Origin of the sequence: Brumicola blandensis (assembly GCF_031846165.1) — a bacterium.
In the GTDB taxonomy this organism is placed as follows: domain Bacteria; phylum Pseudomonadota; class Gammaproteobacteria; order Enterobacterales; family Alteromonadaceae; genus Glaciecola; species Glaciecola blandensis.
In genome coordinates this window covers 441,214-461,972 of record NZ_JAVRIE010000002.1, presented here as the reverse complement: position 1 = coordinate 461,972, position 20,759 = coordinate 441,214, and the positions used below count along the sequence as shown (strand labels likewise).

Genomic DNA, 20,759 nt, shown 5'->3' with positions numbered 1-20,759 from the left:
TAATCGTCTTATTATGAATAGGTGAAGTAGCTGCCATTACTCATTTAACAGCAAAACTGATGCCGAAATAAAAAAACCAGCCTAAAAACTCATAAGAACATGATTTAATTACACTTTAGTAGATTTAATAATATGTATTCAAAAATAATATCGGCGGCAAAAAAGGAAAGGTGAGGAATTTTGCCCCAATTTGATGCAAGCTCACCATTAATGGGCAGTAACTTGGCTTTTGTCCACTCGAAAAGTTAGGTAAACTACGTATTTTACAGGGAACTCACTCAATGCACGCACCACTCATCGCGCCATCTATACTATCCGCTGATTTTGCTCGCCTCGGCGAGGAAGTTGAAAATGTGCTTTTAGCTGGTGCAGACGTTATACATTTCGATGTTATGGATAACCATTACGTGCCCAACCTCAGTTTCGGCCCGATGATTTGCCAAGCATTACGAAACCATGGAATAAGCGCAGACATTGATGTGCACTTGATGGTGCAACCAGTAGATAGCATGATAGAGGCCTTTGCTAAAGCTGGGGCCAGCATGATTAGCTTTCACCCCGAAGCAAGCTTGCATCTTGATCGTAGTATTCAATTGATAAAAGATGCCGGTTGCAAAGCCGGTCTCGCCTTAAACCCGGGAACGCCGCTGCATGTACTTGATTGTGTGTTAGACAAGCTCGACTATGTGCTACTAATGTCAGTTAACCCAGGTTTCGGTGGGCAATCATTTATAGACTCGACTCTCGCGAAAATTCAACAACTCAAGCAACGTATTGACCAGGCTGGTCTGAATACTAGAATCGAAGTCGATGGCGGCATAAAAACAGACAATATTGGCGATGTGCGAGCAGCAGGTGCAGACATGTTTGTAGCTGGGTCTGCCATTTTTAATTCCGATGACTACGCTGGTACTATCAGCAAAATGAAAAACGCAATGAAACAAGCGACAAGCGACTAACATGCGCATTCACACACTTTTGTAAATTAAGTAATAACCTCTACTATCAGGAAAGAAAGAAAACATGAGTTCATCCAAACCAATCGTTTTAAGTGGTTGCCAACCATCTGGCCAACTAACCATGGGAAATTACATGGGAGCATTACGCCAGTGGGTTGATATGCAAGATGACCATGACTGTCTATATATGATCGTAGATTTACACGCGATTACTGTTAGGCAAGAGCCGACTGCATTAAAAGAAGCATGTTTAGATGGCCTAGCACTTTACTTAGCGTGTGGTATCGACCCAAATAAAAGCAGTATTTTCATGCAATCGCACGTTCCTGAGCACGCGCAACTCAGTTGGGTACTGAATTGTTACACCCAAATGGGCGAGTTGAATCGCATGACTCAGTTCAAAGATAAATCACAGAAGAATGCATCAAATATTAACGTGGGTCTTTACAGTTATCCTGTATTGCAGGCTGCAGATATTCTTGTGTATCAAGCCAACAGAGTGCCGGTCGGTGAAGATCAAAAACAACATTTAGAACTGACAAGAGACATCGCAACACGATTTAACAATTTATACGGTGACGTTTTTACTATTCCGGACCCCTTCATTCCAGAATCAGGTGCCAGAGTAATGAGTCTGCAAGACCCGATGAAGAAAATGTCTAAGTCAGATGACAACCCGAATAACGTCATTGGATTACTAGAAGATCCAAAGAAACTGACTAAAAAGATTAAAAGAGCAGTGACTGACAGTGATGAAAAAGCACGCATTTATTACGATGTACAAGAAAAACCCGGCGTTTCAAACCTCCTTTCCTTACTATCTTGCACTACCGGTGAGAGTGTCGAATCCTTAGTACCTAAATACGAAGGATTGATGTATGGCCACTTGAAAGGTGATGTCGCAGAGGCTGTAGTGTCTATGCTCGCGCCAATTCAAGAGAACTATGCCCGTATTAGATCTGATCATAACTACCTATCAGAAGTGATGACAAAAAGTGCTGAAAACGCTCGTGCAAAAGCGGCCGTTACATTAGCTAAGGCTTATGCTGCTGTCGGTTTTGTCACCCCTTAAGGATACTGCATTCAGTGAGTAATAATGAGAGTCTTCTACCATCGGTATTGATTATTGATAATTATGACTCCTTTACTTTCAACCTAGCTCGTTATTTTGAGGAGTTAGGTGCGAATGTTAGGGTGATTAAGAACGACGACTTGACCTTAGCAGAAATTAAGCAACTCGCCTTCTCTCATTTGGTTATTTCACCGGGCCCCTGCACCCCAAATGAGTCAGGGGTGTGTTTAGATGCGATTGCTTATTTTGCAGGTAGAAAACCATTACTTGGTGTGTGCTTAGGTCATCAAGCCATTGGACAGGTGTTTGGGGCAAAAGTGGTACGCGCAAAAAATATCAAACACGGCAAAACTTCTAGCATACAAATAGTGCAAGATAGTGTTATATTTAAAGGGCTTGAGTCTCCATTTGTTGCTACGCGCTATCATTCTTTGATTTTGGAGCACGCGAGTTTGCCAGAGATGTTTGAAATAACTGCAGTTTGTGAAGAAAGTGACGATACAGAGATAATGGGAATTGAACATAAAACACTGCCGGTATACGGCGTTCAGTTTCATCCTGAATCTCTACTAACAACTGCGGGCCATCAAATTTTGAATAACTTTCTGAAACAATAGCTAGAATACGGATGTACAAATAGACATGAAGTTAAGCGTATCTCAACTTGCTGCAACGATGAATAATCGTTTTGAGCACCTCCTCGTCAGTATTGATGAGGCTGTCATCTTGTCTGGTCAAAAAACTGAAAAACAACGTACGTACGAAGATTCTGAGCAAGCTGAAGCACGCAGAGAACTGCTTTTTGTCGAAGAAGTCGCGATTAAAAACCGCGAAGAAATGAATCAAAAAAAGAACCTCTTTCTACAACAAGTCGAAGCCGAATTTCATGTTAGCTTAATCAATGATTTAGCGAAAAGTATCCGAGATACCGATTATGTCTTAAAGAAAGTCCTTGGGCTTGACCCTCTCATCGGTAAATTACTTGATGTCTTATATACCGAATCGTGTTCTATATCCCGCCTTGAAGCGATAATTATTCAATTAGATTGGTTAGAACAAGGTTTGATTAAATTCGTCAAGCAACCTAAATATAGACGTGTTGATACACGCGGTAAACCCATCATCATTGAAACACTCAGACAAGCGCTTAGTTTTATCGGGATTGAGAGCTTACGCACACTGCTCCCAGCGTTGATATCAAAACGTGGGTTACCAGCCCGCTCAGAAATGTTCCCAGAACTCGCTAATCATATGTGGGAATACACCTTAGGTTCTGCCAAAGCATGTCGAGCAATTGCCGAAAAGGAAGGTTCAAAGTGGTATTTGGGTTACAACATGGGCATGTTCAGTACCATGGGGCGAAATGCTATAGCAAAGATGTACTTAAAAGCCTTCGATGGCAAACTCCGAGAAAAGGTCATTGAAGCACGTAAGAAGAATAACCCAGTACAAGCGAAGGCCTTAGCAACCCTATTGCCGTCACATAAATACCTCATTACCCTATGGACTAAATACGCCGACCAACTCACTAGTGATTTAGTCGGGCAATTTAAATGCCGTTGGTTAATGATCGGCATTGGTTTTGAAGATTACACTCGCATACAAGAAATTAGCTATCAGTATGTAAAATCAAAGAATCTTCACCCGCTGACAGATCTTCTTTTCCGCTGCCAAGGCTATATGCAGTTCAAAATGATGAAGGCTAATGGCCTCATGTCAAAACAAACTTCGATGCTATATTTACGAAATTTTGGCATTGTGTCTGACGACGTCGTGTTGTTGATGAAAACCAATTTAACAGGCCTTGAAATCAATATTCCGGAACATCACACGCCGCCAAAAGCCTTAACAGAATAAAAACAGCACCTTTATTCATCTTTAACAAGCTCACTTCTCTAGATTGTTAAGAATTATTTTTGAATGCTTATGCCCAGTCTTCTTTTCGAAAAGTAAAACAATAGTCTGAAATTACTGGATAAGTAAGGAAGCTTGTCAATGTCGACAAACCCTCGCGTGTGTACTCTATCATCAAGCAGCCCTTCAACTGATACTTCGATTGGTCACGACATAACACCAAATTGATGCTGTCCTTTGCACATCAAATAAATATGCAATAAAACTGCAAATGCTTGCATACCCCCTATTTTTACTGGCCTCAAAGCAAATTTCTTGCTTACTTTGTGACTATATTCTGGCATACTACTCGGCCAATTCGCTAGTGAGACAAGGTCAACATTAGCGCACAGAATCAACGCAAAGAGGTGTTTTGTATGCAAGTAACTCGCGCAACGTTTAATGATGTAATGGTACCCAACTATAACCCAGCAGAGATGGTGCCCGTTCGAGGCGAAGGCTCTCGAGTTTGGGATCAAGAAGGGAAAGAATACATCGACTTTGCAGGAGGAATTGCAGTCAACGTTTTGGGTCATTGTCATCCTGAACTGGTTAAGGTCTTGCAAGAGCAAGGCGCTAAGCTGTGGCATTTAAGTAACGTTTTTACAAATGAACCAGCAATGCGTTTAGCCAAAAAGTTATGTGACGCAACCTTTGCAGACAAAGTATATTTTGCAAACTCTGGTGCTGAAGCCAATGAAGCAGCACTTAAACTCGCTCGCAGATACGCAATCGATCACCATAGCGAAGCGAAAGACCAAATTATTTCGTTTAAGCAGGGCTTCCACGGTCGCACCTTCTTTACCGTGACGGTCGGTGGTCAACCAGCTTACTCCGATGGCTTTGGTCCAAAGCCAGGTGCAGTAGAGCATTGTGAGTTCAATAACTTAGAAATGCTGGCCGAAATGATGTCAGAACGCACCTGTGCTGTCATGATGGAGCCACTTCAGGGCGAAGGCGGCATCATCGTACCAGATCCTGCATTCGTAAAAGGTGTTCGTGAGTTATGCGACAAGCACAACGCACTCCTTATTTTTGATGAAGTCCAGTCTGGCGTAGGCCGAACGGGTCACTTATATGCATATATGGGCGTGAATGTTGTTCCTGACATCCTTACTACTGCGAAATCTCTAGGTGGCGGCTTCCCAATTGGCGCAATGCTTACCACAAACGATATCGCTAACAGCTTGAAGCCGGGTACTCATGGCAGTACCTATGGCGGTAACCCGCTGGCTTGTGCTGTTGCCGAAAGAGCGCTTGACGTAGTGAACCAACCAGAAGTATTAGAAGGTGTTCTTAAAAAAGAAGCGCTTTATCGCGAAATTCTTGGGAAAATCAACGACAAGTATCACGTATTCAGTGAAGTTAGAGGCCAAGGTATGCTCTTGGGTTGCGCACTGAATGAAGAGTATGCGGGCCGCGCGCGCGACTTTATGGTTGCAGCTAATAGTGAAGGCCTTATGTGCCTTGTTGCTGGCATGAACGTGATTCGTTTTGCACCTTCATTGGTTATTCCTGATGAAGACATTGTTGAAGGCTTAGCTCGATTTGAACGAGCCGTAGCTGCAGTTGTAGCGGGTTAATCGCGCAACTATACACAGTCTTTTGAGAAGGATACTTCGATGAAAATCATCCGCCCTATCAAAGCCGACGACTATCAAGCTCTGTACGAGATTGCAGAGGAGTCGGGTATTGGCTTTACATCATTGCCGGTGAATGAAGAGTTACTCAAACGAAAAATCAGTCGAGCGATAGATGCTATCGCATCGACACCAACCGTCCCTGGGCCAGAAAGCTATTTGTTCGTAATGGAAGATACGGAAACCGGCCAAGTCGTCGGTACTTCAGGTATCGAGGCAACTGTCGGTTTGGAAGACGCCTTCTATCATTACCATGTGAGCAAGGTAGTGCATGCATCAAGAGAGTTAAATGTGCATAACACCGTGGAAATACTGCACTTTTGCAATGACTATACTGGTGTCAGTGAAATTTGTACCTTATTTCTACGAGAGAATGCACGACAGGGCCTAAATGGCCGATTTTTATCCAAAATGCGCTTTTTATTCATGGCTGAGCATCATGAGCGTTTTGCTGAAATCGTGATTGCTGAAATGCGTGGTATCAGTGATGAAAAAGGTCGCTCACCTTTTTGGGCATGGTTAGAAGAACACTTCTTCTCATTAGACTTCCCAACAGCTGATTATCTTACAGGCATTGGCAAGAAAGGCTTTATAGCAGAATTAATGCCGAAGTATCCCATCTACGTCAACCTACTCAGTAAAGCGGCGCAAGATAGTATCGGCAAGGTACATGACAAAACTAAACCCGCTTTACGTTTATTAGAACAAGAAGGCTTTAAATGTAGAGGCTACGTCGACATTTTTGATGCAGGCCCTACTGTTGAGGCCGACGTTAATCAAGTCGCCACAGTGCAAGCAAGTCGCAAAGCAACGATTGTCATCAACGATAACTTAGCCCAAACCGATGGTGAAACCTGTTTCGCCATTAATACCTCGGTTAAAGACTTTCGCGCATGTATAGCAGAAGTTGCCTATGTTGACGCCAATAAAGTTGCAATAGAAAGACTGACCGCCTCCGCACTAGGCATCAAAGATGGCGATTCAATTCGATTTTCACCCGCAAATACTAAGCATTAGGAGTGATACATGACAGACACGACACATTACATTGATGGTAAATGGATAGCTGGCCTTGGCCACACTATCGATTCAGTTGATCCAGCCAAAAACCAGGTTATCTGGTCTGCTAAAGCAGCCTCCGAAGCACAGGTCAACGACGCTGTTGCTGCTGCCAGAACTGCCTTCCCTAGCTGGTCTTTGAAAACAGTAGAAGAACGCCTTAGTATTATCAAAAAGTTTGCTGAATTACTGGCAGAAAATAAGCAGAGCTTGGCTAAGATCATCGCCAAAGAAACAGGTAAACCAGAGTGGGAAACAGCCACTGAAGCCGCAGCTATGATGGGCAAAATCGCGATTTCTGAGAAGGCCTACCATGAGCGTACCGGTACCGTCGAAAACGCAATGCCCGTTGGGCAGGCGATAATTAGACATAAACCACATGGTGTTGTCGCTGTGTTTGGACCGTATAACTTTCCCGGTCATTTACCTAATGGGCACATCGTACCTGCTTTAATTGCAGGAAACACAGTAGTTTTCAAACCAAGTGATCTGACCCCAATGGTCGCAGAGTTTACCGTGCAACTATGGCAAAAAGCGGGACTGCCAGCAGGTGTTTTAAACCTTGTTCAAGGCCAAGTTGAGACAGGTAAAGCCTTAGCAAGCCATCAAAACATTGACGGCCTGTTTTTCACTGGTAGCTCACGCACGGGTAAAATTTTACACGAACAATTTGCAGGCCACCCGGGCAAGATCCTAGCATTAGAAATGGGCGGAAATAACCCACTGATCGTTAAGGGAGTAGCTGATATAGACGCCGCTGTGCATGATATCGTGCAATCAGCATTCGTTACTAGTGGACAGCGTTGTACCTGTGCTCGCCGTTTATTCATAGAAAGTAACGAACAAGGCGACAAGATCTTAGCGCGCCTTTTAGAAGTAACAAAGGCAATAAAAGTCGGCCATTACGATGCTGAAGAACAGCCATTTATGGGTGCTATGATCAGTGCAGCAGCGGCTGCAGGAATGGCAAGTGCGCAACAAGACTTACTCAATTTAGGCGCAAAAAGTCTACTAAAATTAGAACATACAGATACAGACACAGGCTTTGTTACACCAGGTATTATTGATGTAACTGATATAGTGACTGAAATGCCAGATGAAGAGCATTTCGGTCCTTTACTTAAAGTGGTTCGTTATACTGACTTTGATACTGCGATTGAACAGGCCAATAACACCAGCTTTGGTTTATCTGCAGGCTTATTGGGAGATAGTAAGGAAGATTATGATTACTTTCTTGCCAGAATTCGTGCTGGTATTGTTAACTGGAACAGACCGATAACCGGTGCAAGCAGCGCAGCGCCATTTGGTGGTATAGGTGAAAGTGGCAACCATAGAGCTAGTGCTTACTACGCTGCAGACTATTGCGCTTACCCAGTCGCTTCAGTTGAACTTGATGTAGTTACGTTACCCTCTACATTAAGTCCTGGTTTAACATTCTAAGGAAATAGTCATGCATAATAGTATCGACGCTTTGTTTGCTGGCTTATGGGCAGACTACATAAAAATTACACCCTCAGCGGATAAAATCCATCAACTCTTGGGTAATGCTACTGGTCAGACAGATATTGTAAATGACCACATTGCACTGCGCACCTTTAACACTGAAAAAGTAAACTTGGAAAAGCTGGCAGCGCACTTTCTTAGCTTAGGTTATAAGCAAAAAGGTGATTATGACTTCGCAAGTAAGAAACTGACCGCGATGCACTTTGAGCATGCGGACCTGACGAACCCTAAAGTATTTATTAGTGAGCTTCGTGTTGAAGAGCTTAGCGATACTGCGCAGGCCATTATTCATAAGCTTGTTGACCAAATAGATCCCATGGTAACTACACACGATGACTTTCTTTATTCAGGCACTCATTGGCAGGTTTCTCAAGCAGATTACAAGACCTTGCTTGCAGAATCTGAGTATGCAGCTTGGATGGCAGCATGGGGATATCGCGCAAATCATTTCACCGTCAGTGTGAATCATCTTAACAGTATTGATGAGCTAAGTGACGTGAATAGTAAGCTGAAAGATGCGGGTTTCAGATTGAACACTTCTGGTGGTGAGATTAAAGGTGGAGAAGACGTATGCCTCGCACAGTCTTCTACAATGGCGGATTCCGCCGATGTGACTTTTAGTGATGGTGTGCTATCTATACCAAGTTGCTTCTATGAATTTGCTCAGCGTTATAAATTAAGCAACGGTGAATATTATCAAGGTTTTGTAGCAGCTTCTGCTGATAAAATCTTCGAAAGCACCAATACAAATGTTAGCGCCAGTTAGAGTAAATACTCTAACTCTGGGTCGACAGTGAATCTACCTGACATTGCTTCTCGGCCCAGTAACATCAAGTAAGTCATTTCTGAGCGGTCGGTTAGGGTCAATTGAATTGTCCAACGCTGCTCAGCCATCACTATTTCAGTTTCAATAACATAGCGCTTCTGCTTAGTTGCAGTGGAGCTTTTCACCTTGCGCTTTCCAGCAACCTTGCTTTTACAACGAGTCAGCCTTTTTACGTCATGGATATCTGGGTGTAAATCAAAACTTATCCATAATGCATCATCTTCTTCAAACTCTTCAATATTATCCACATGCAAGGATGATGTTGCCGCGCCAGTATCTACTCGCACATGCAGCCCTTGGATTTTCAAATCAGGTAAATCGCACTGCTCCAAGCAGCCCACCATCACTTTGTTTTTCATGTATCACTCTCATTATCTAAGGCAAGAACAGCGTCATACTGCTGCCTAACTATTCATTCCTGCGGCATAATCTGGAACCACCAAATTGTCCTGTAGCATTTCAACATGTTCAGCTACTTGGTCAGGCTTACTGAAGTACGCAATATGATAAATGGCTTCACCTTCCTGCGCCAACGGGATGTTTTGTTTGCCGATCACTACCCCAGTACTTGGTGAGAACATGGTGCCAAGCTGCTCACCAAAGGGGTTGGAGATTATCGCTAATACATCTCCTTTTTCAACGTGATCCCCTAATTGTGCTTTGTGCATAACAAAACCACTTTCATTTGCTCTCACCCATCCGCTCTGTCTAGCAACGAATGGACGAATAGTGTGGCCTCGCGCTTTGACGCCATTCAACATTCCAATGTTTCTCATCACCTTGATAATACCTTTAACACCGGCTCGGATGGAGAACTCATCATAACGCAGTGCTTGACCGGCCTCATACAAAAGCACTTTCGCGCCTTCATCTGCGGCAGCTTGTCGCAACGAACCATCTCGGATGTCCGCATTAAGAAGCACCGGTACACCGAATGCTTCGGCCATCTCAAGCGTTTTTGGGTCATCCAAATTTGCTCTTATCTGGGGTAGATTGGAACGGTGAATAGCACCAGTGTGAAGGTCGATGCCAAAATCACACTTACTCACGATTTCATCCAAGAACAATCGTGCAATCCGTCCTGCTAAAGAGCCTTTTTTACTACCCGGAAAACAACGGTTAAGGTCTCTTCTATCTGGTAAGTATCGACTTTGATTTAATACGCCGTACACGTTCACCATTGGGATCGCAATGAGAGTGCCTCTAAGGTTCTTAATGCCTCTGCTTTTAATTAAACGGCTAACAATTTCAATACCATTAAGCTCATCGCCGTGAATAGCTGCACTCACAAATAATGTCGGCCCCGGTCGTTTTCCATGCTGAACAAACACAGGAATACCCATGTTTGTGTCGGTGTACAGTGGCGGCATTTCTAACTGCAGACGCCTTTGCTCGCCAGCTTTAATTTTTTCTCCGCCAATGACGAAGTCTTCGCGTTTCATTATCAGCCTTTACCTTTCGTTTTAGTCTTGTTTGGCGTCGCCGTTTTCGCAATAAAATCGATTATCATGCCTGCCACATCTTTGCCGGTTGCTTTTTCAATACCTTCAAGCCCAGGTGAGGAGTTTACTTCCATCACCATAGGTCCATTTTTGGAACGCAAAATATCCACACCAGCCATGTTTAGTCCCATGGTTTTTGCGGCATCAACAGCGGTTTTTCGCTCAGCCGGAGAAAGGCGTACTAAACTTGCAGAGCCACCTCTGTGCAAGTTAGATCTGAATTCACCCGGCGCACCTTGGCGTTTCATTGCAGCGATAACTTTACCCCCTACAACTAAGCAACGAATATCAGCGCCACCCGCTTCCTCAATATATTCTTGGACCAGAATTGACGCTTTTAAGCCCATGAACGCTTCGATAATAGATTCAGCCGCCTTTGCAGTGTCAGCTAGTACCACACCGATACCCTGTGTACCTTCCAGCAATTTAATCACCACCGGCGCACCACCCACATTCTTAATCAGATCGTCAATTTTGTCTGGATGATTAGCGAAACCGGTGCGTGGCATACCAATACCCTTGCGAGACAATAACTGCAAGGAACGCAACTTGTCTCGAGAGCGACTTATCGCCACAGATTCATTGATAGAATAAGTGCCCATCATCTCAAACTGACGCACGACTGAAGTGCCATAAAACGTCACTGAGGCACCTATTCTTGGAATAACAGCATCAAAGCGAGGAAGTGCCTTACCTTTGTAACGCACCGATGGCCTTGCACTGGTTACATCCATATAGCAATGCATAGTGTCAATCACGGACACATCATGCCCTCGCTGCTGTCCTGCTTCCAGCAGACGCTTGGTTGAATATAGATTCGGGTTTCTCGACAACACTGCAATTTTCATAATGGTCCTTGACTCAGTTAATGATTGGCAAGTGATAATAGTGGCGACTATATATCCTGTTTTTTAATGTTTGGATACATTTATTTTTATCGCCACACAATTTAATTCACTGCATGATGATACCAACGAAAATCCTAATAAGTAGCTAAGCTAAGTAGGAACGAGAGTAATGGTGTAAACTTGATGATGCTATGATAACTTAGCGCGACTTACATAAAGTTCAGGTTAATATAAACGCACAGTAACACCGTTTGGCTTTACTTTTAACCTAATTCTGTATTCCTAACATCGAAACCATGAGAACGAATTGATGCAAGAAATATCATTCCTAAGTACCTTTAACAATTGGATTAGCCAATATTACGTGAGCATTCTGTGGTCTGCTGCTGTGGTTACGCTGCACCTCGTTATTGTTAAATGGACACTACCGAAAATTAAGAGTGGAGTGAAGATTAGTCGCCTCAGCCAAGAGAGCGCAAAGAAGGCTTTTAACATCGTCCGTATCATTGTAGGTACGATCACTCTTGCTTGCCTATTTATCGTCTGGGGTATTGATTTTTCTGGCTTGTTACTGATTTCAACGTCATTGATTACTGTGACTGGCGTCGCATTATTTGCTAACTGGTCGTTGCTGAGTAACATCACTGCTTACTTTATTCTCTTGTTTCAGCCATCATATAGTCGAGGTAATTTTGTCCGTATATTTGAGGGTGACAACTTTGTTGAAGGCACCATCATAGAGGTTAACCTGTTCAATATTCGCTTATTAACCGATGATAACGAAACGATCACCTACCCCAACAATCTGATTTTAACGCGCATCACAATGCTCAATCCCCAAAAGAAAATGCAAGGGTTTGGCAAAATCGGGCCAGTGAGTGTGGGAGTAGATGGTGAGGTGAGCCAAGGCGCATCGCATCAAAGTAATGCGCCTCAAAGTCATACAAATGAAAGTAATGAAGGTTTGCCTAGAGGCTAAGCTTTATTCTGTGCTTGGTGCTTCACCGCTACTATCAGGTAACTCAGCATCAACATCACTCGCGTTTTTCGCTTTAGGTAGTTCAATCTCAATTGAATCGACCCGTTGCAGTCCACGAGGGAGTTTATTGCCTCTACGACCACGCTCACCTTGATAATGAGTCAAGTCGTTTGCAGTTAAGGTCATGCCTCGCTTGCCAGCAAACACCTTCACATCGGCATTCTCAGGCACTACCGTGAGGACCGTTAGATACTCCTCTCGCGTTTTTGCTTTAGCAGATGGGATGTTCATTAACTTATTCCCCTTACCTTTACCAAGTACAGGTAAATCTCGTAATGGGAATAAAAGCATGCGGCCTTCGTTAGAAATACATAAACACCAATCTGTTTTCACATCTGTGACTGGCTGTGGACGAATCACCTTGGCTGCAGTAGGCAGAGAAACAAATGCTTTACCTGCTTTCGCTTTACTGACCATGTCTGAGAACTTACCAACAAAACCATAGCCAGCATCTGAGCCAATGAGGTATTGTTGGGTGTCCGCCCCCATCACCACATGCTCAACGGTTTCACCGCCGACAATACTAAAGCGCCCAGTGAGTGGCTCGCCTTGGCTTCTCGCTGAAGGTAAACCGTGCGCGTCACAAGAGAAAGCGCGACCCGATGAATCGATAAAGGCGACTAACTGAGTACTTCGCCCCTTCGCACTGCACAGGTATTTATCACCTGACTTATAACTCAGTCCTTCAACATCAATGTCGTGGCCTTTGGCGCAACGTGCCCAACCTTTCTCAGATACAACGACTGTGACAGGCTCGGACGGCACTAATTCTTTTTCCGAAATGGCTTTAGCTTCTGCGCGTTCAACGATAGGACTGCGACGCTCGTCGCCATAGGTTTCGGCGTCGGCAATAATTTCTTTCTTAATTAAGGTTTTTAAACGTCTGTCAGAGCTAAGCAGCAACTGTAAGCTATCTCGCTCTTTCGCCAATTCGTCTTGTTCGCCTTTGATTTTAAACTCTTCCAGCTTAGCGAGGTGACGTAACTTCAACTCTAGAATAGCTTCTGCCTGAGTATCTGAAAGGCCAAAGCGTTCCATTAAAACGGGTTTAGGTTTATCTTCAGTTCGAATGATGTGAATGACTTCGTCTATGTTTAAGAACGCAATCAACAAACCTTCAAGAATGTGTAATCTCGCCAATACTTTATCAAGTCTAAATTGTAAGCGACGAGTAACCGTATCTTTTCGGAAAACTAACCATTCATTGAGGATTGAACGCAGATCTTTTACCTGAGGGCGACCATCTAGGCCAATCATATTGATATTAACCCGGTAACTCTTTTCTAAATCGGTGGTGGCAAACAAGTGTTGCATTAATTGTGCAACATCAACACGATTTGAACGTGGTGTCACCACTAGGCGGGTTGGATTTTCATGATCTGATTCGTCACGTAAATCACTGACCATAGGCAGCTTTTTAGCTTGCATTTGACCCGCTATTTGCTCTAGTACCTTACCACCAGAGGCTTGATGAGGTAGCGCAGTAATAATTACATCACCGTTCTCCTCATGATAAACAGCTCGCATCTTTATTGAACCACGACCTGTCTCATATATTTTTTGTATATCTGATTTCGGTGTAATAATTTCAGCATCAGTTGGGTAATCAGGACCCTGAACGATTTCTAAGAGCTCGCTTAATTCAGTTTTCGAATTGTCGAGCAATGAACAACAAGCATTCGCTAATTCTCGTACATTGTGCGGTGGGATATCGGTCGCCATACCGACTGCGATACCGGTAACGCCATTTAAAAGAATGTGTGGTAAGCGCGCCGGCAGTACTTTCGGTTCTTGTAGTGTGCCATCAAAATTAGGATTCCAATCGACGGTGCCTTGCCCAAGCTCTGTCAGTAAGACTTCGCTGAACTTACTTAACCTGGCTTCGGTATAACGCATAGCAGCAAATGACTTAGGATCATCTGGCGCACCCCAGTTGCCCTGACCATCGACTAATGGGTAGCGATAAGAGAACGGTTGCGCCATCAATACCATGGCCTCATAACAAGCTGAGTCACCATGTGGATGGAACTTACCTAACACATCACCGACTGTTCTTGCAGACTTTTTATATTTAGCATTATTACTCAAACCTAAGTCAGACATCGCATAGATGATGCGTCGTTGAACCGGTTTCAGACCGTCGCCGATATGTGGTAATGCTCTATCCATGATGACATACATGGAATAATTCAGGTAAGCATCTTCGGTAAATCGGCTTAAGGGTAGCTGCTCGATGCCGTCGTGGGAGATCGTTATTTCGTTACTCATGATTGACTATTTAATTATTCTTATTGGGTGCACAACACTAGACATGAGAACAAGCTGCTCTTCGAGAAAACGCTTTGCTGTAAACGTATTGGAGAATAAACAAGCTGTACTTATGTCTCTACAAAACCTATATTAGCACCATGTTATATTATTTTCGCTCTCAGCATAACAAATCTTGTGTCTAAACTAACAATACTTCGCCTGACAAGCTGGTTTTTCCTGCTCACCTTTGCATTTTCTGTAAAAGCAAATGAGCCGATCTTGCTAGAAGATCAACAAACTGAACAAGAAATCTCGTCCTCTCTTGCTGTTTACATGCAAAGTAATCGCTCGTTAAGCTTCGACGAATTTAAGAGTAGTCGCACAAACCTCCCCTACCAAAGCTATCATATTCCAAATTTTGGCTTTAACCCAGAGGGTGCTTGGTTATTTGGGACAATACAAAATAAGTCCAGTAATACTGAATGGGTAATGTCGGTGGCATTTTCTCAATTAGATCAAGTCGATTTATATCTGCTTAAGAACAATGAACTTGTATACCAAAAGAGTGGAGGTCGCAGCCAAAGTAAACATTACTATCGCACTCCTACCTTTAAACTCTCATTGCAGTCTGAAGGTAAGTACGATGTGTATATGTTTGTGAAATCTGAGCGCATCCCTCTAGTGGTGCCCATTCACTTACAAGCCGAACAGGCTTTTCAGGGCTCAGTCTTGCTAGACTATCTGATTTGGGGCGCTTTTTACGGTGCATTATTCCTAGTCGGTCTATATTGCATTGCAGTGCTGGTTGATAAAAAAGAGCTCAGTGCACTCGTCCTTTTTGGTTTAGTCGGTTTGGTGTTTCTTTGGCAAATGGTCTGGAGTGGTCATTCACAGCTCCTCCCTCCAGAATTGCACGCTATCAAAATTTTTCACAATCTGGACATTTTGCTGCCTTTAATTTGTATCTTTGCTAACCTGTTTACGCTTTTATTTTTACCTCGTTCGCAGTTCTCCCAAACAAAATATCATTTGGTGAAGTTTTTGTTTATTCCCTTAATCTTTACTTTTTTTGGCGTTCTGTTTTCTTGGTTTAGCGATGTTTTTCAAGCGCTGGCCATACGAGGGATGGGATTTGCAACCTTGTTCGTCAACATCGCATTGTCGTTCCAAATGATGAATGAGAAATTTAGGCCGGCAAAAACAGTCCTCATAGGTTGGTCATGCTTAGCTTTAGGTTCAGTCTTCAGCAGTCTGTTCATTGCTGGAAAACTACCAGTAAACTTGGTGACTACTTATACCTTCCAAATATCCTTAATCGCCCTCACCTTGTGTTTTGTGCTCGCATTAATCATCAAGATTAGATTCAAGTTAGAAGTTGAAGTGAAGCAGGCCTCTTCTGATGCAGAAAATAATTTCTTATTAATTGAAGAGCAGAATGTGCATTTAGACCTTGCTCGCCGAGAGGCAATCAAAGCAAGTGAAGTGAAAAGCCAGTTTTTGGCAAATATGTCGCACGAAATACGTACCCCACTGAATGCAATCATTGGCTTCAGCCAAGAGCTGCAAGACAAATCCAATGAAGCGGAACGAGATGAGCACGTGCGCATCATTAATAGCGCCGCATCCGATCTACTCACCATCGTTAACGACATTCTTGACTTCTCTAAGATGGAAGCGGGCAAATTGAACTTAATCCAAAAAGCCTTCTCACCGCGCGATGCTCTTGAGGATATCGCTAGCCTCATGGCAAAATCATCTCACTTAAAACAGCTCGAATTTATTTTCGATATTGGTCCATTACCTGCGGTGTTGATTGGTGACAGCTTTAAGATCAAACAACTGCTGAGTAATCTCTTGAGCAACGCGCTTAAATTTACCAATTTTGGGGAGATTGCACTGCGAGCTCGTTTTTTCAAGTTCGGTAATGATGAATGTATGTTGTCTTTGGAGGTAGAGGATAGCGGCATAGGGATTAGTGAAGAAGATAAGAAGAAACTGTTTAAACCATTCAACCAAATTGACGATGATTTAAATCGTTCGTTTCAAGGGACAGGCTTGGGTTTAGTCATTTGCCAAGAACTGGCCTTTCTAATGAAGGGGAGTATTGAAGTAGAGAGCGTTTACTCAAAGGGTAGCCGGTTTACTATCAACCTACCGTTTAAGCTCTTAAATAATCAGCTAACACCTAGTAACCAAAGTCGATTTGAAGGGAAGCGCGCCGGTGTCTACGATCCAAACCCAGTCACACGAAAGATTACCACACGCCTTTTAAAGGGCATTGGCTTTGATACCTACACCTATGATTCATTGAAGGTCTTTGAAAAAACCACCATACCCTATGACTATGTTTTCTGTACACTTCCTTTATACCGGGTGAGTGAGCGCACCAGCGTTATTAATCGGATCAGAAAAATCGCCACCAGAAAAACGGTATTCTTATACTCCGGCCCTCCTCCTGAAAGACATCAATTAGGCCGCAGCGTGAATCAACCTGTCGTCCTCAGAGCACCTCTGACACTGAAGAGTCTGAATGACCTTGATTCTGCACCAATCGAATTGCAAGACAAGAGCAGTAAATCGCAATTACGTCATTTGCCCGCTGCTAGAGTGCTCGCCACTGATGATATGGAACTTAATCTGAAGTTGCTAGATACGTGGCTAAAAGACTCTCCCGTCACCTTAGAAACGGCAACATCAGGTGCTCAGGCAGTGGAGATGTGTACCAAGAATGAATATGACCTTATCTTCATGGATATACAAATGCCAAACATGGATGGCTTAGAAGCAACACAGCACATCAGAAAGACAGCCTTGAATTTGGGTACCCCCATCATTGCCATTACAGCGCACGCATTCCCTGAAGAAAAGGAACGCTTCTTAGCTTCTGGAATGGACGATTATTTACCGAAGCCTGTCAATTTAGAAGGCCTTATAGATACTATCAAGAACTGGTGTCAAGGTTGTGATATTGCAGAACCACTTGCGAATGCAATCAACTGGCCCTTAGCCGTAAGAAAGGCAAATGGCAATGAAGAGGGTGCACATGAATTTTTACAAGGCTTTGTTGCCATGCTACCAAACGCAATTGACGAAATCGAAACTCACTGGCAGCACCAAGACTTCAATAAACTAGAGGCATGCATACATAAACTGCATGGTGCGAGTGCATATACCGGTGCCAGTACTTTTCAAAAGTTATGTTTTGATACAGAGAGTAATCTGAAACGAAACCAAACTCAGCACATAAAGAAACTGATATCTTCGATATTACTCGAAGCTGATGCAATCATCGAGCAATGGAGAACAATGCAACAAACACCAACTAATATTATACGGTCCTAAGGATGTTGATATTGTCTGCTTATCACTTCAGGCCCACCTGCCGTGTCATTTTGTTCCTATCGCTTTCTTTACTCATATCGGTAAGCCAAGCTGCTGACTACGGCTCAGCGTTACAGGGTAAACAAAGCCAAGCCATCAAAGAACATCGCTTAGGTTCTCCAAGGGTAATTCACTCTTGGTCAGAACAATCCTCGCACTTACGCAGCACACTCAAGTCTGAACCTGAAGCTAGCCTAAAAAGGATCATTGCTGCAGAGTCGGAATTTTTAAGCCCCGAGAGTCAGGCGGAATACCAATTATTGCTTGCCGAAGCTTATGCCAACTTAGTGATGTTTAATAAAACGCTGGAACATGTCGAACAAGGACTGGCTTTGGTATCCAAGTACCCCCAACCCTGGCTCACTCAGTACTTTAATTTATACAAAGCAGAGGCTTTTGACCAACTCGGCGAAACGCAAAAAGGCACTGAGCTAACACAGGAAGCGATAGAATGGGCGGACCAAAGGAAAGATTACGAATTGCTGTTTAAAGCTCATATCATTAGAGGAATCCAACATTTAACGCTTGGCCAAAATGAGTCAGCCATGGCTAACTTTCAAGTTGCCAGAGAGTTGAGCGAAACACACTCCTTAGAAACCGAAGCGGCCGCAATGGATTATTACAAGGGCTTGGTCTATGAATATACTCGTCAAGATGAATTAGCCTTAAAAGAATACGCCAAACTGCGCGATGCATTTAGTGGCACACAGAATAAAGTCATGGAAGTCAAAGCCATCTATGGAATGGGACGTTCGTCAAAAAACATAGGTAAACTTGAAGAAGGGGCAGCTCTTTTACATTTAGCTGCCGCTAAGGCTGAAGAGATTGGTTTTTGGCAATACAGCGCTTATGCCAACAAAGAGTTATCTGGCTATTATTTGCAAAAGCAACAAGCGGATGAAGCAATCGCAGTGCTAGAGAAGGCAAGAGAACTATTCTTGCAATCTGGAAACCCATATATGCTAATGGATGTGAACTTTACGCTTGGAAGAGTTGGTTTACAAAAACAAGATCTTGAGATGGCAGACAAGTACCTTCGTCTAGCGCAAAGCTATGTGAAGGGTGATTCGATGGTTCCTCATCAATTGTCGCTCGATTACGCCAAAATGGAGCTCTTACGCTTACAAGGAAATACCGAGGGAGCATTAATCGCTTTGAAGAAACTGTATGGTGATTATCGTCGATTTACACGCAAACAGAATATCGAAAAACTCCACGAATTGACCACGCTATATGAACTGAAAGAAAAAGAAGCCTTAAACAAAGTATTGCAGAAACAGACTGAAACCCAAGAGATACTTATTCAGCAAAGACAACAAATATATGTGTATGCCTCAATCGCAGGCCTCGTTCTCGTCTTATCTTTATTGCTGCTTTACCTAAACAGCAAAAGACATAGGCGTAAGCTTCAAAAACTCTACAACACCGACTCATTAACCAACGTTTCTTCACGCTCATACACATTGAAACGGCTCGAAGAAGAAGTGAGCCGCGCGAAAAGACATCGTTATGAAGTATCCCTTGCCGCTATCGATATCGATTTTTTCAAGCATATTAATGATCAATTTGGCCATGGTGTCGGAGACAAAGTATTAACTGAATTTGGACAAATCTGTCTACAGCACTTTCGAGTGAGTGATATTGTAGGCCGAATGGGTGGAGAGGAATTTCTGGTGTGCTTACCTCACACTAGCAAAGTGGAAGCAGAGAAAGCATTCCGGAGCTTTATTAATATACTTGGCGAAAACCCTGTCATTAATAAATTAAAGGGAAACCCTCTAACAGTCTCCATTGGTTTAGTTCAAATAGAACTCGCCCTGCCTCTAAATGACAATTTAGTCCGCGCTGATAAAGCGCTTTACGAAGCCAAAGACAATGGTCGAAATCAAATCATTGTTGGATAACAAAAAACTAGCAAAGCCGCGACTAGCTTGCTAAGAAAAGCCATTTAATCTTGAGTAAGCTCTGACATTCGCTGACTCTGGACCGCGCTTTCCTGACACTCTTTTAATAAGCGGATAAAAGCTTGAGGCTCACGATCGATTTCGTTAGTAGAAATGAAAATATCAAAGCCCAATTGTCTATTCAGTTTTTGCATGCGATTACCAAACATAGCTGTTACGCCTCTAACCACCTCGCCACTGCTTCGGGTAAACTTTTCATCCTCAATCATATCATCGCCATAACAATTACCTGTGGCACAGTTAGGATCTCGATTTTGTACTGTTAAAGGTCGTTGTTCCATAAGTAAGTATGTGATCAAACGTGGCGATATTTCATCAAGAAAAACGTCACTGTCACGCAGCCTGAAACCAATCATTTCGAGATCAATTTGATCGATACCTTTGGTAACACGAGGCACGTCTATGCGCTGGATATTTTCCCATGACAAGCGCCATTTGCCTCGACGATGATGATAAATAATATGTTCACGAGTTAATTGCAGGCTAAAGGCTGGTTCTTTGATCTTAAACCAGCCTATGATTAAACCGACGATACCACCACTAATAATAAAGATAGCAGGAAGGAAAAAAATCTTTGGCAGCAACATCAAAGCTAATGACCCAGCGCCAATGAGTGAAAAGCCAACAAGCAAGGAAGTCATCGCATTGTGCGACGACGCTGCTTTTATAAAAATACTATCATCAGTTCCAGACATACAAATAAAACACCAACATCAAAATTCCCCATATCACTATTAAACGGGAACGGCGGCAAAAAGCACAATCCGTATGCCACCATTTTAATACTTTTTGTGTAAAGGTCATTGTTTGTTTTGGCACAAGT

Annotated in this window: 16 protein-coding genes; 11 read left to right on the top strand and 5 right to left on the bottom strand. The window is 43.2% G+C overall.

Going from position 1 to position 20,759, the window contains the following annotated elements; genetic code table 11:
- Positions 1–281 precede the first annotated feature (281 nt).
- The 8 genes from rpe (at position 282) to RM544_RS07200 (ending at position 8,892) form a co-directional block, all read left to right on the top strand.
- Entirely contained in the window at positions 282–959 is a 678-nt protein-coding gene (rpe, locus tag RM544_RS07235) for a ribulose-phosphate 3-epimerase (RefSeq protein ID WP_311361092.1), read from the top strand.
- 64 nt (positions 960–1,023) lie between these two features.
- Positions 1,024–2,031, top strand: a complete 1,008-nt coding sequence (trpS, locus tag RM544_RS07230; RefSeq protein ID WP_311361091.1) for a tryptophan--tRNA ligase — start codon at positions 1,024–1,026, stop codon at positions 2,029–2,031.
- Positions 2,032–2,045: 14 nt separating this feature from the next.
- On the top strand, positions 2,046–2,648 hold the full coding sequence (locus RM544_RS07225; protein WP_311361090.1) for an anthranilate synthase component II: 603 nt from the start codon (positions 2,046–2,048) through the stop codon (positions 2,646–2,648).
- Positions 2,649–2,673: 25 nt separating this feature from the next.
- The gene (locus RM544_RS07220) at positions 2,674–3,888 is read left to right on the top strand and encodes an HDOD domain-containing protein (RefSeq protein WP_311361089.1); all 1,215 of its coding nucleotides are present in this window, start codon (positions 2,674–2,676) and stop codon (positions 3,886–3,888) included.
- A 413-nt stretch (positions 3,889–4,301) separates the two neighbouring features.
- Positions 4,302–5,507, top strand: a complete 1,206-nt coding sequence (locus RM544_RS07215) for an aspartate aminotransferase family protein (protein ID WP_311361088.1) — start codon at positions 4,302–4,304, stop codon at positions 5,505–5,507.
- A gap of 39 nt (positions 5,508–5,546) precedes the next feature.
- Positions 5,547–6,581, top strand: a complete 1,035-nt coding sequence (astA, locus tag RM544_RS07210) for an arginine N-succinyltransferase (RefSeq protein WP_311361087.1) — start codon at positions 5,547–5,549, stop codon at positions 6,579–6,581.
- Between the two features lie 9 nt (positions 6,582–6,590).
- Positions 6,591–8,063, top strand: coding sequence for a succinylglutamate-semialdehyde dehydrogenase (astD, locus tag RM544_RS07205; protein ID WP_311361086.1), 1,473 nt, complete (start codon positions 6,591–6,593; stop codon positions 8,061–8,063).
- Between the two features lie 10 nt (positions 8,064–8,073).
- Complete coding sequence (locus RM544_RS07200; RefSeq protein ID WP_311361085.1) at positions 8,074–8,892, top strand: DUF1338 domain-containing protein; 819 nt, start codon at positions 8,074–8,076, stop codon at positions 8,890–8,892.
- Here the strand turns inward: RM544_RS07200 and RM544_RS07195 are convergent.
- From RM544_RS07195 to rimK, 3 genes are read right to left on the bottom strand one after another with little or no spacing between them, the layout of a single operon-like run.
- Positions 8,889–9,311 (bottom strand): ATP-dependent zinc protease family protein, encoded by a 423-nt coding sequence (locus tag RM544_RS07195; RefSeq protein WP_311361084.1) that lies wholly within the window; start codon positions 9,309–9,311, stop codon positions 8,889–8,891. The two genes, RM544_RS07200 and RM544_RS07195, sit on opposite strands and share 4 nt — an antisense overlap.
- Positions 9,312–9,356: 45 nt before the next feature.
- Positions 9,357–10,394, bottom strand: coding sequence for a succinylglutamate desuccinylase/aspartoacylase family protein (locus RM544_RS07190; RefSeq protein ID WP_311361083.1), 1,038 nt, complete (start codon positions 10,392–10,394; stop codon positions 9,357–9,359).
- 2 nt (positions 10,395–10,396) lie between these two features.
- Positions 10,397–11,302, bottom strand: a complete 906-nt coding sequence (gene rimK, locus RM544_RS07185) for a 30S ribosomal protein S6--L-glutamate ligase (protein WP_311361082.1) — start codon at positions 11,300–11,302, stop codon at positions 10,397–10,399.
- Positions 11,303–11,747: 445 nt separating this feature from the next.
- Here rimK and RM544_RS07180 point away from each other — a divergent pair, with 445 nt between their 5' ends.
- Positions 11,748–12,281, top strand: a complete 534-nt coding sequence (locus RM544_RS07180; protein WP_311361081.1) for a mechanosensitive ion channel domain-containing protein — start codon at positions 11,748–11,750, stop codon at positions 12,279–12,281.
- Between the two features lie 3 nt (positions 12,282–12,284).
- Here the strand turns inward: RM544_RS07180 and parC are convergent, their stop codons facing one another.
- Positions 12,285–14,609, bottom strand: coding sequence for a DNA topoisomerase IV subunit A (parC, locus tag RM544_RS07175; protein WP_311361080.1), 2,325 nt, complete (start codon positions 14,607–14,609; stop codon positions 12,285–12,287).
- 177 nt (positions 14,610–14,786) lie between these two features.
- Here parC and RM544_RS07170 point away from each other — a divergent pair, with 177 nt between their 5' ends.
- Complete coding sequence (locus RM544_RS07170) at positions 14,787–17,933, top strand: hybrid sensor histidine kinase/response regulator (RefSeq protein WP_311361079.1); 3,147 nt, start codon at positions 14,787–14,789, stop codon at positions 17,931–17,933.
- Between the two features lie 2 nt (positions 17,934–17,935).
- Entirely contained in the window at positions 17,936–19,876 is a 1,941-nt protein-coding gene (locus RM544_RS07165) for a tetratricopeptide repeat-containing diguanylate cyclase (RefSeq protein ID WP_311361078.1), read from the top strand.
- A gap of 44 nt (positions 19,877–19,920) precedes the next feature.
- Here the strand turns inward: RM544_RS07165 and RM544_RS07160 are convergent, their stop codons facing one another.
- Positions 19,921–20,631 carry a DUF2982 domain-containing protein gene (locus RM544_RS07160; protein ID WP_311361077.1) on the bottom strand — a complete coding sequence of 237 codons (711 nt, stop codon included), beginning with the start codon at positions 20,629–20,631 and terminating at the stop codon, positions 19,921–19,923.
- Between the last annotated feature and the right edge of the window lie 128 nt (positions 20,632–20,759).

Coding starts and splice junctions, on each gene's coding strand:
- rpe (WP_311361092.1), top strand. CDS start 282: ATGCACGCACCACTCATCGCGCCATCTATACTATCCGCTGATTTTGCT.
- trpS (WP_311361091.1), top strand. CDS start 1,024: ATGAGTTCATCCAAACCAATCGTTTTAAGTGGTTGCCAACCATCTGGC.
- RM544_RS07220 (WP_311361089.1), top strand. CDS start 2,674: ATGAAGTTAAGCGTATCTCAACTTGCTGCAACGATGAATAATCGTTTT.
- RM544_RS07215 (WP_311361088.1), top strand. CDS start 4,302: ATGCAAGTAACTCGCGCAACGTTTAATGATGTAATGGTACCCAACTAT.
- astA (WP_311361087.1), top strand. CDS start 5,547: ATGAAAATCATCCGCCCTATCAAAGCCGACGACTATCAAGCTCTGTAC.
- astD (WP_311361086.1), top strand. CDS start 6,591: ATGACAGACACGACACATTACATTGATGGTAAATGGATAGCTGGCCTT.
- RM544_RS07200 (WP_311361085.1), top strand. CDS start 8,074: ATGCATAATAGTATCGACGCTTTGTTTGCTGGCTTATGGGCAGACTAC.
- RM544_RS07195 (WP_311361084.1), bottom strand. CDS start 9,311: ATGAAAAACAAAGTGATGGTGGGCTGCTTGGAGCAGTGCGATTTACCT.
- RM544_RS07190 (WP_311361083.1), bottom strand. CDS start 10,394: ATGAAACGCGAAGACTTCGTCATTGGCGGAGAAAAAATTAAAGCTGGC.
- rimK (WP_311361082.1), bottom strand. CDS start 11,302: ATGAAAATTGCAGTGTTGTCGAGAAACCCGAATCTATATTCAACCAAG.
- parC (WP_311361080.1), bottom strand. CDS start 14,609: ATGAGTAACGAAATAACGATCTCCCACGACGGCATCGAGCAGCTACCC.
- RM544_RS07165 (WP_311361078.1), top strand. CDS start 17,936: ATGTTGATATTGTCTGCTTATCACTTCAGGCCCACCTGCCGTGTCATT.
- RM544_RS07160 (WP_311361077.1), bottom strand. CDS start 20,631: ATGTCTGGAACTGATGATAGTATTTTTATAAAAGCAGCGTCGTCGCAC.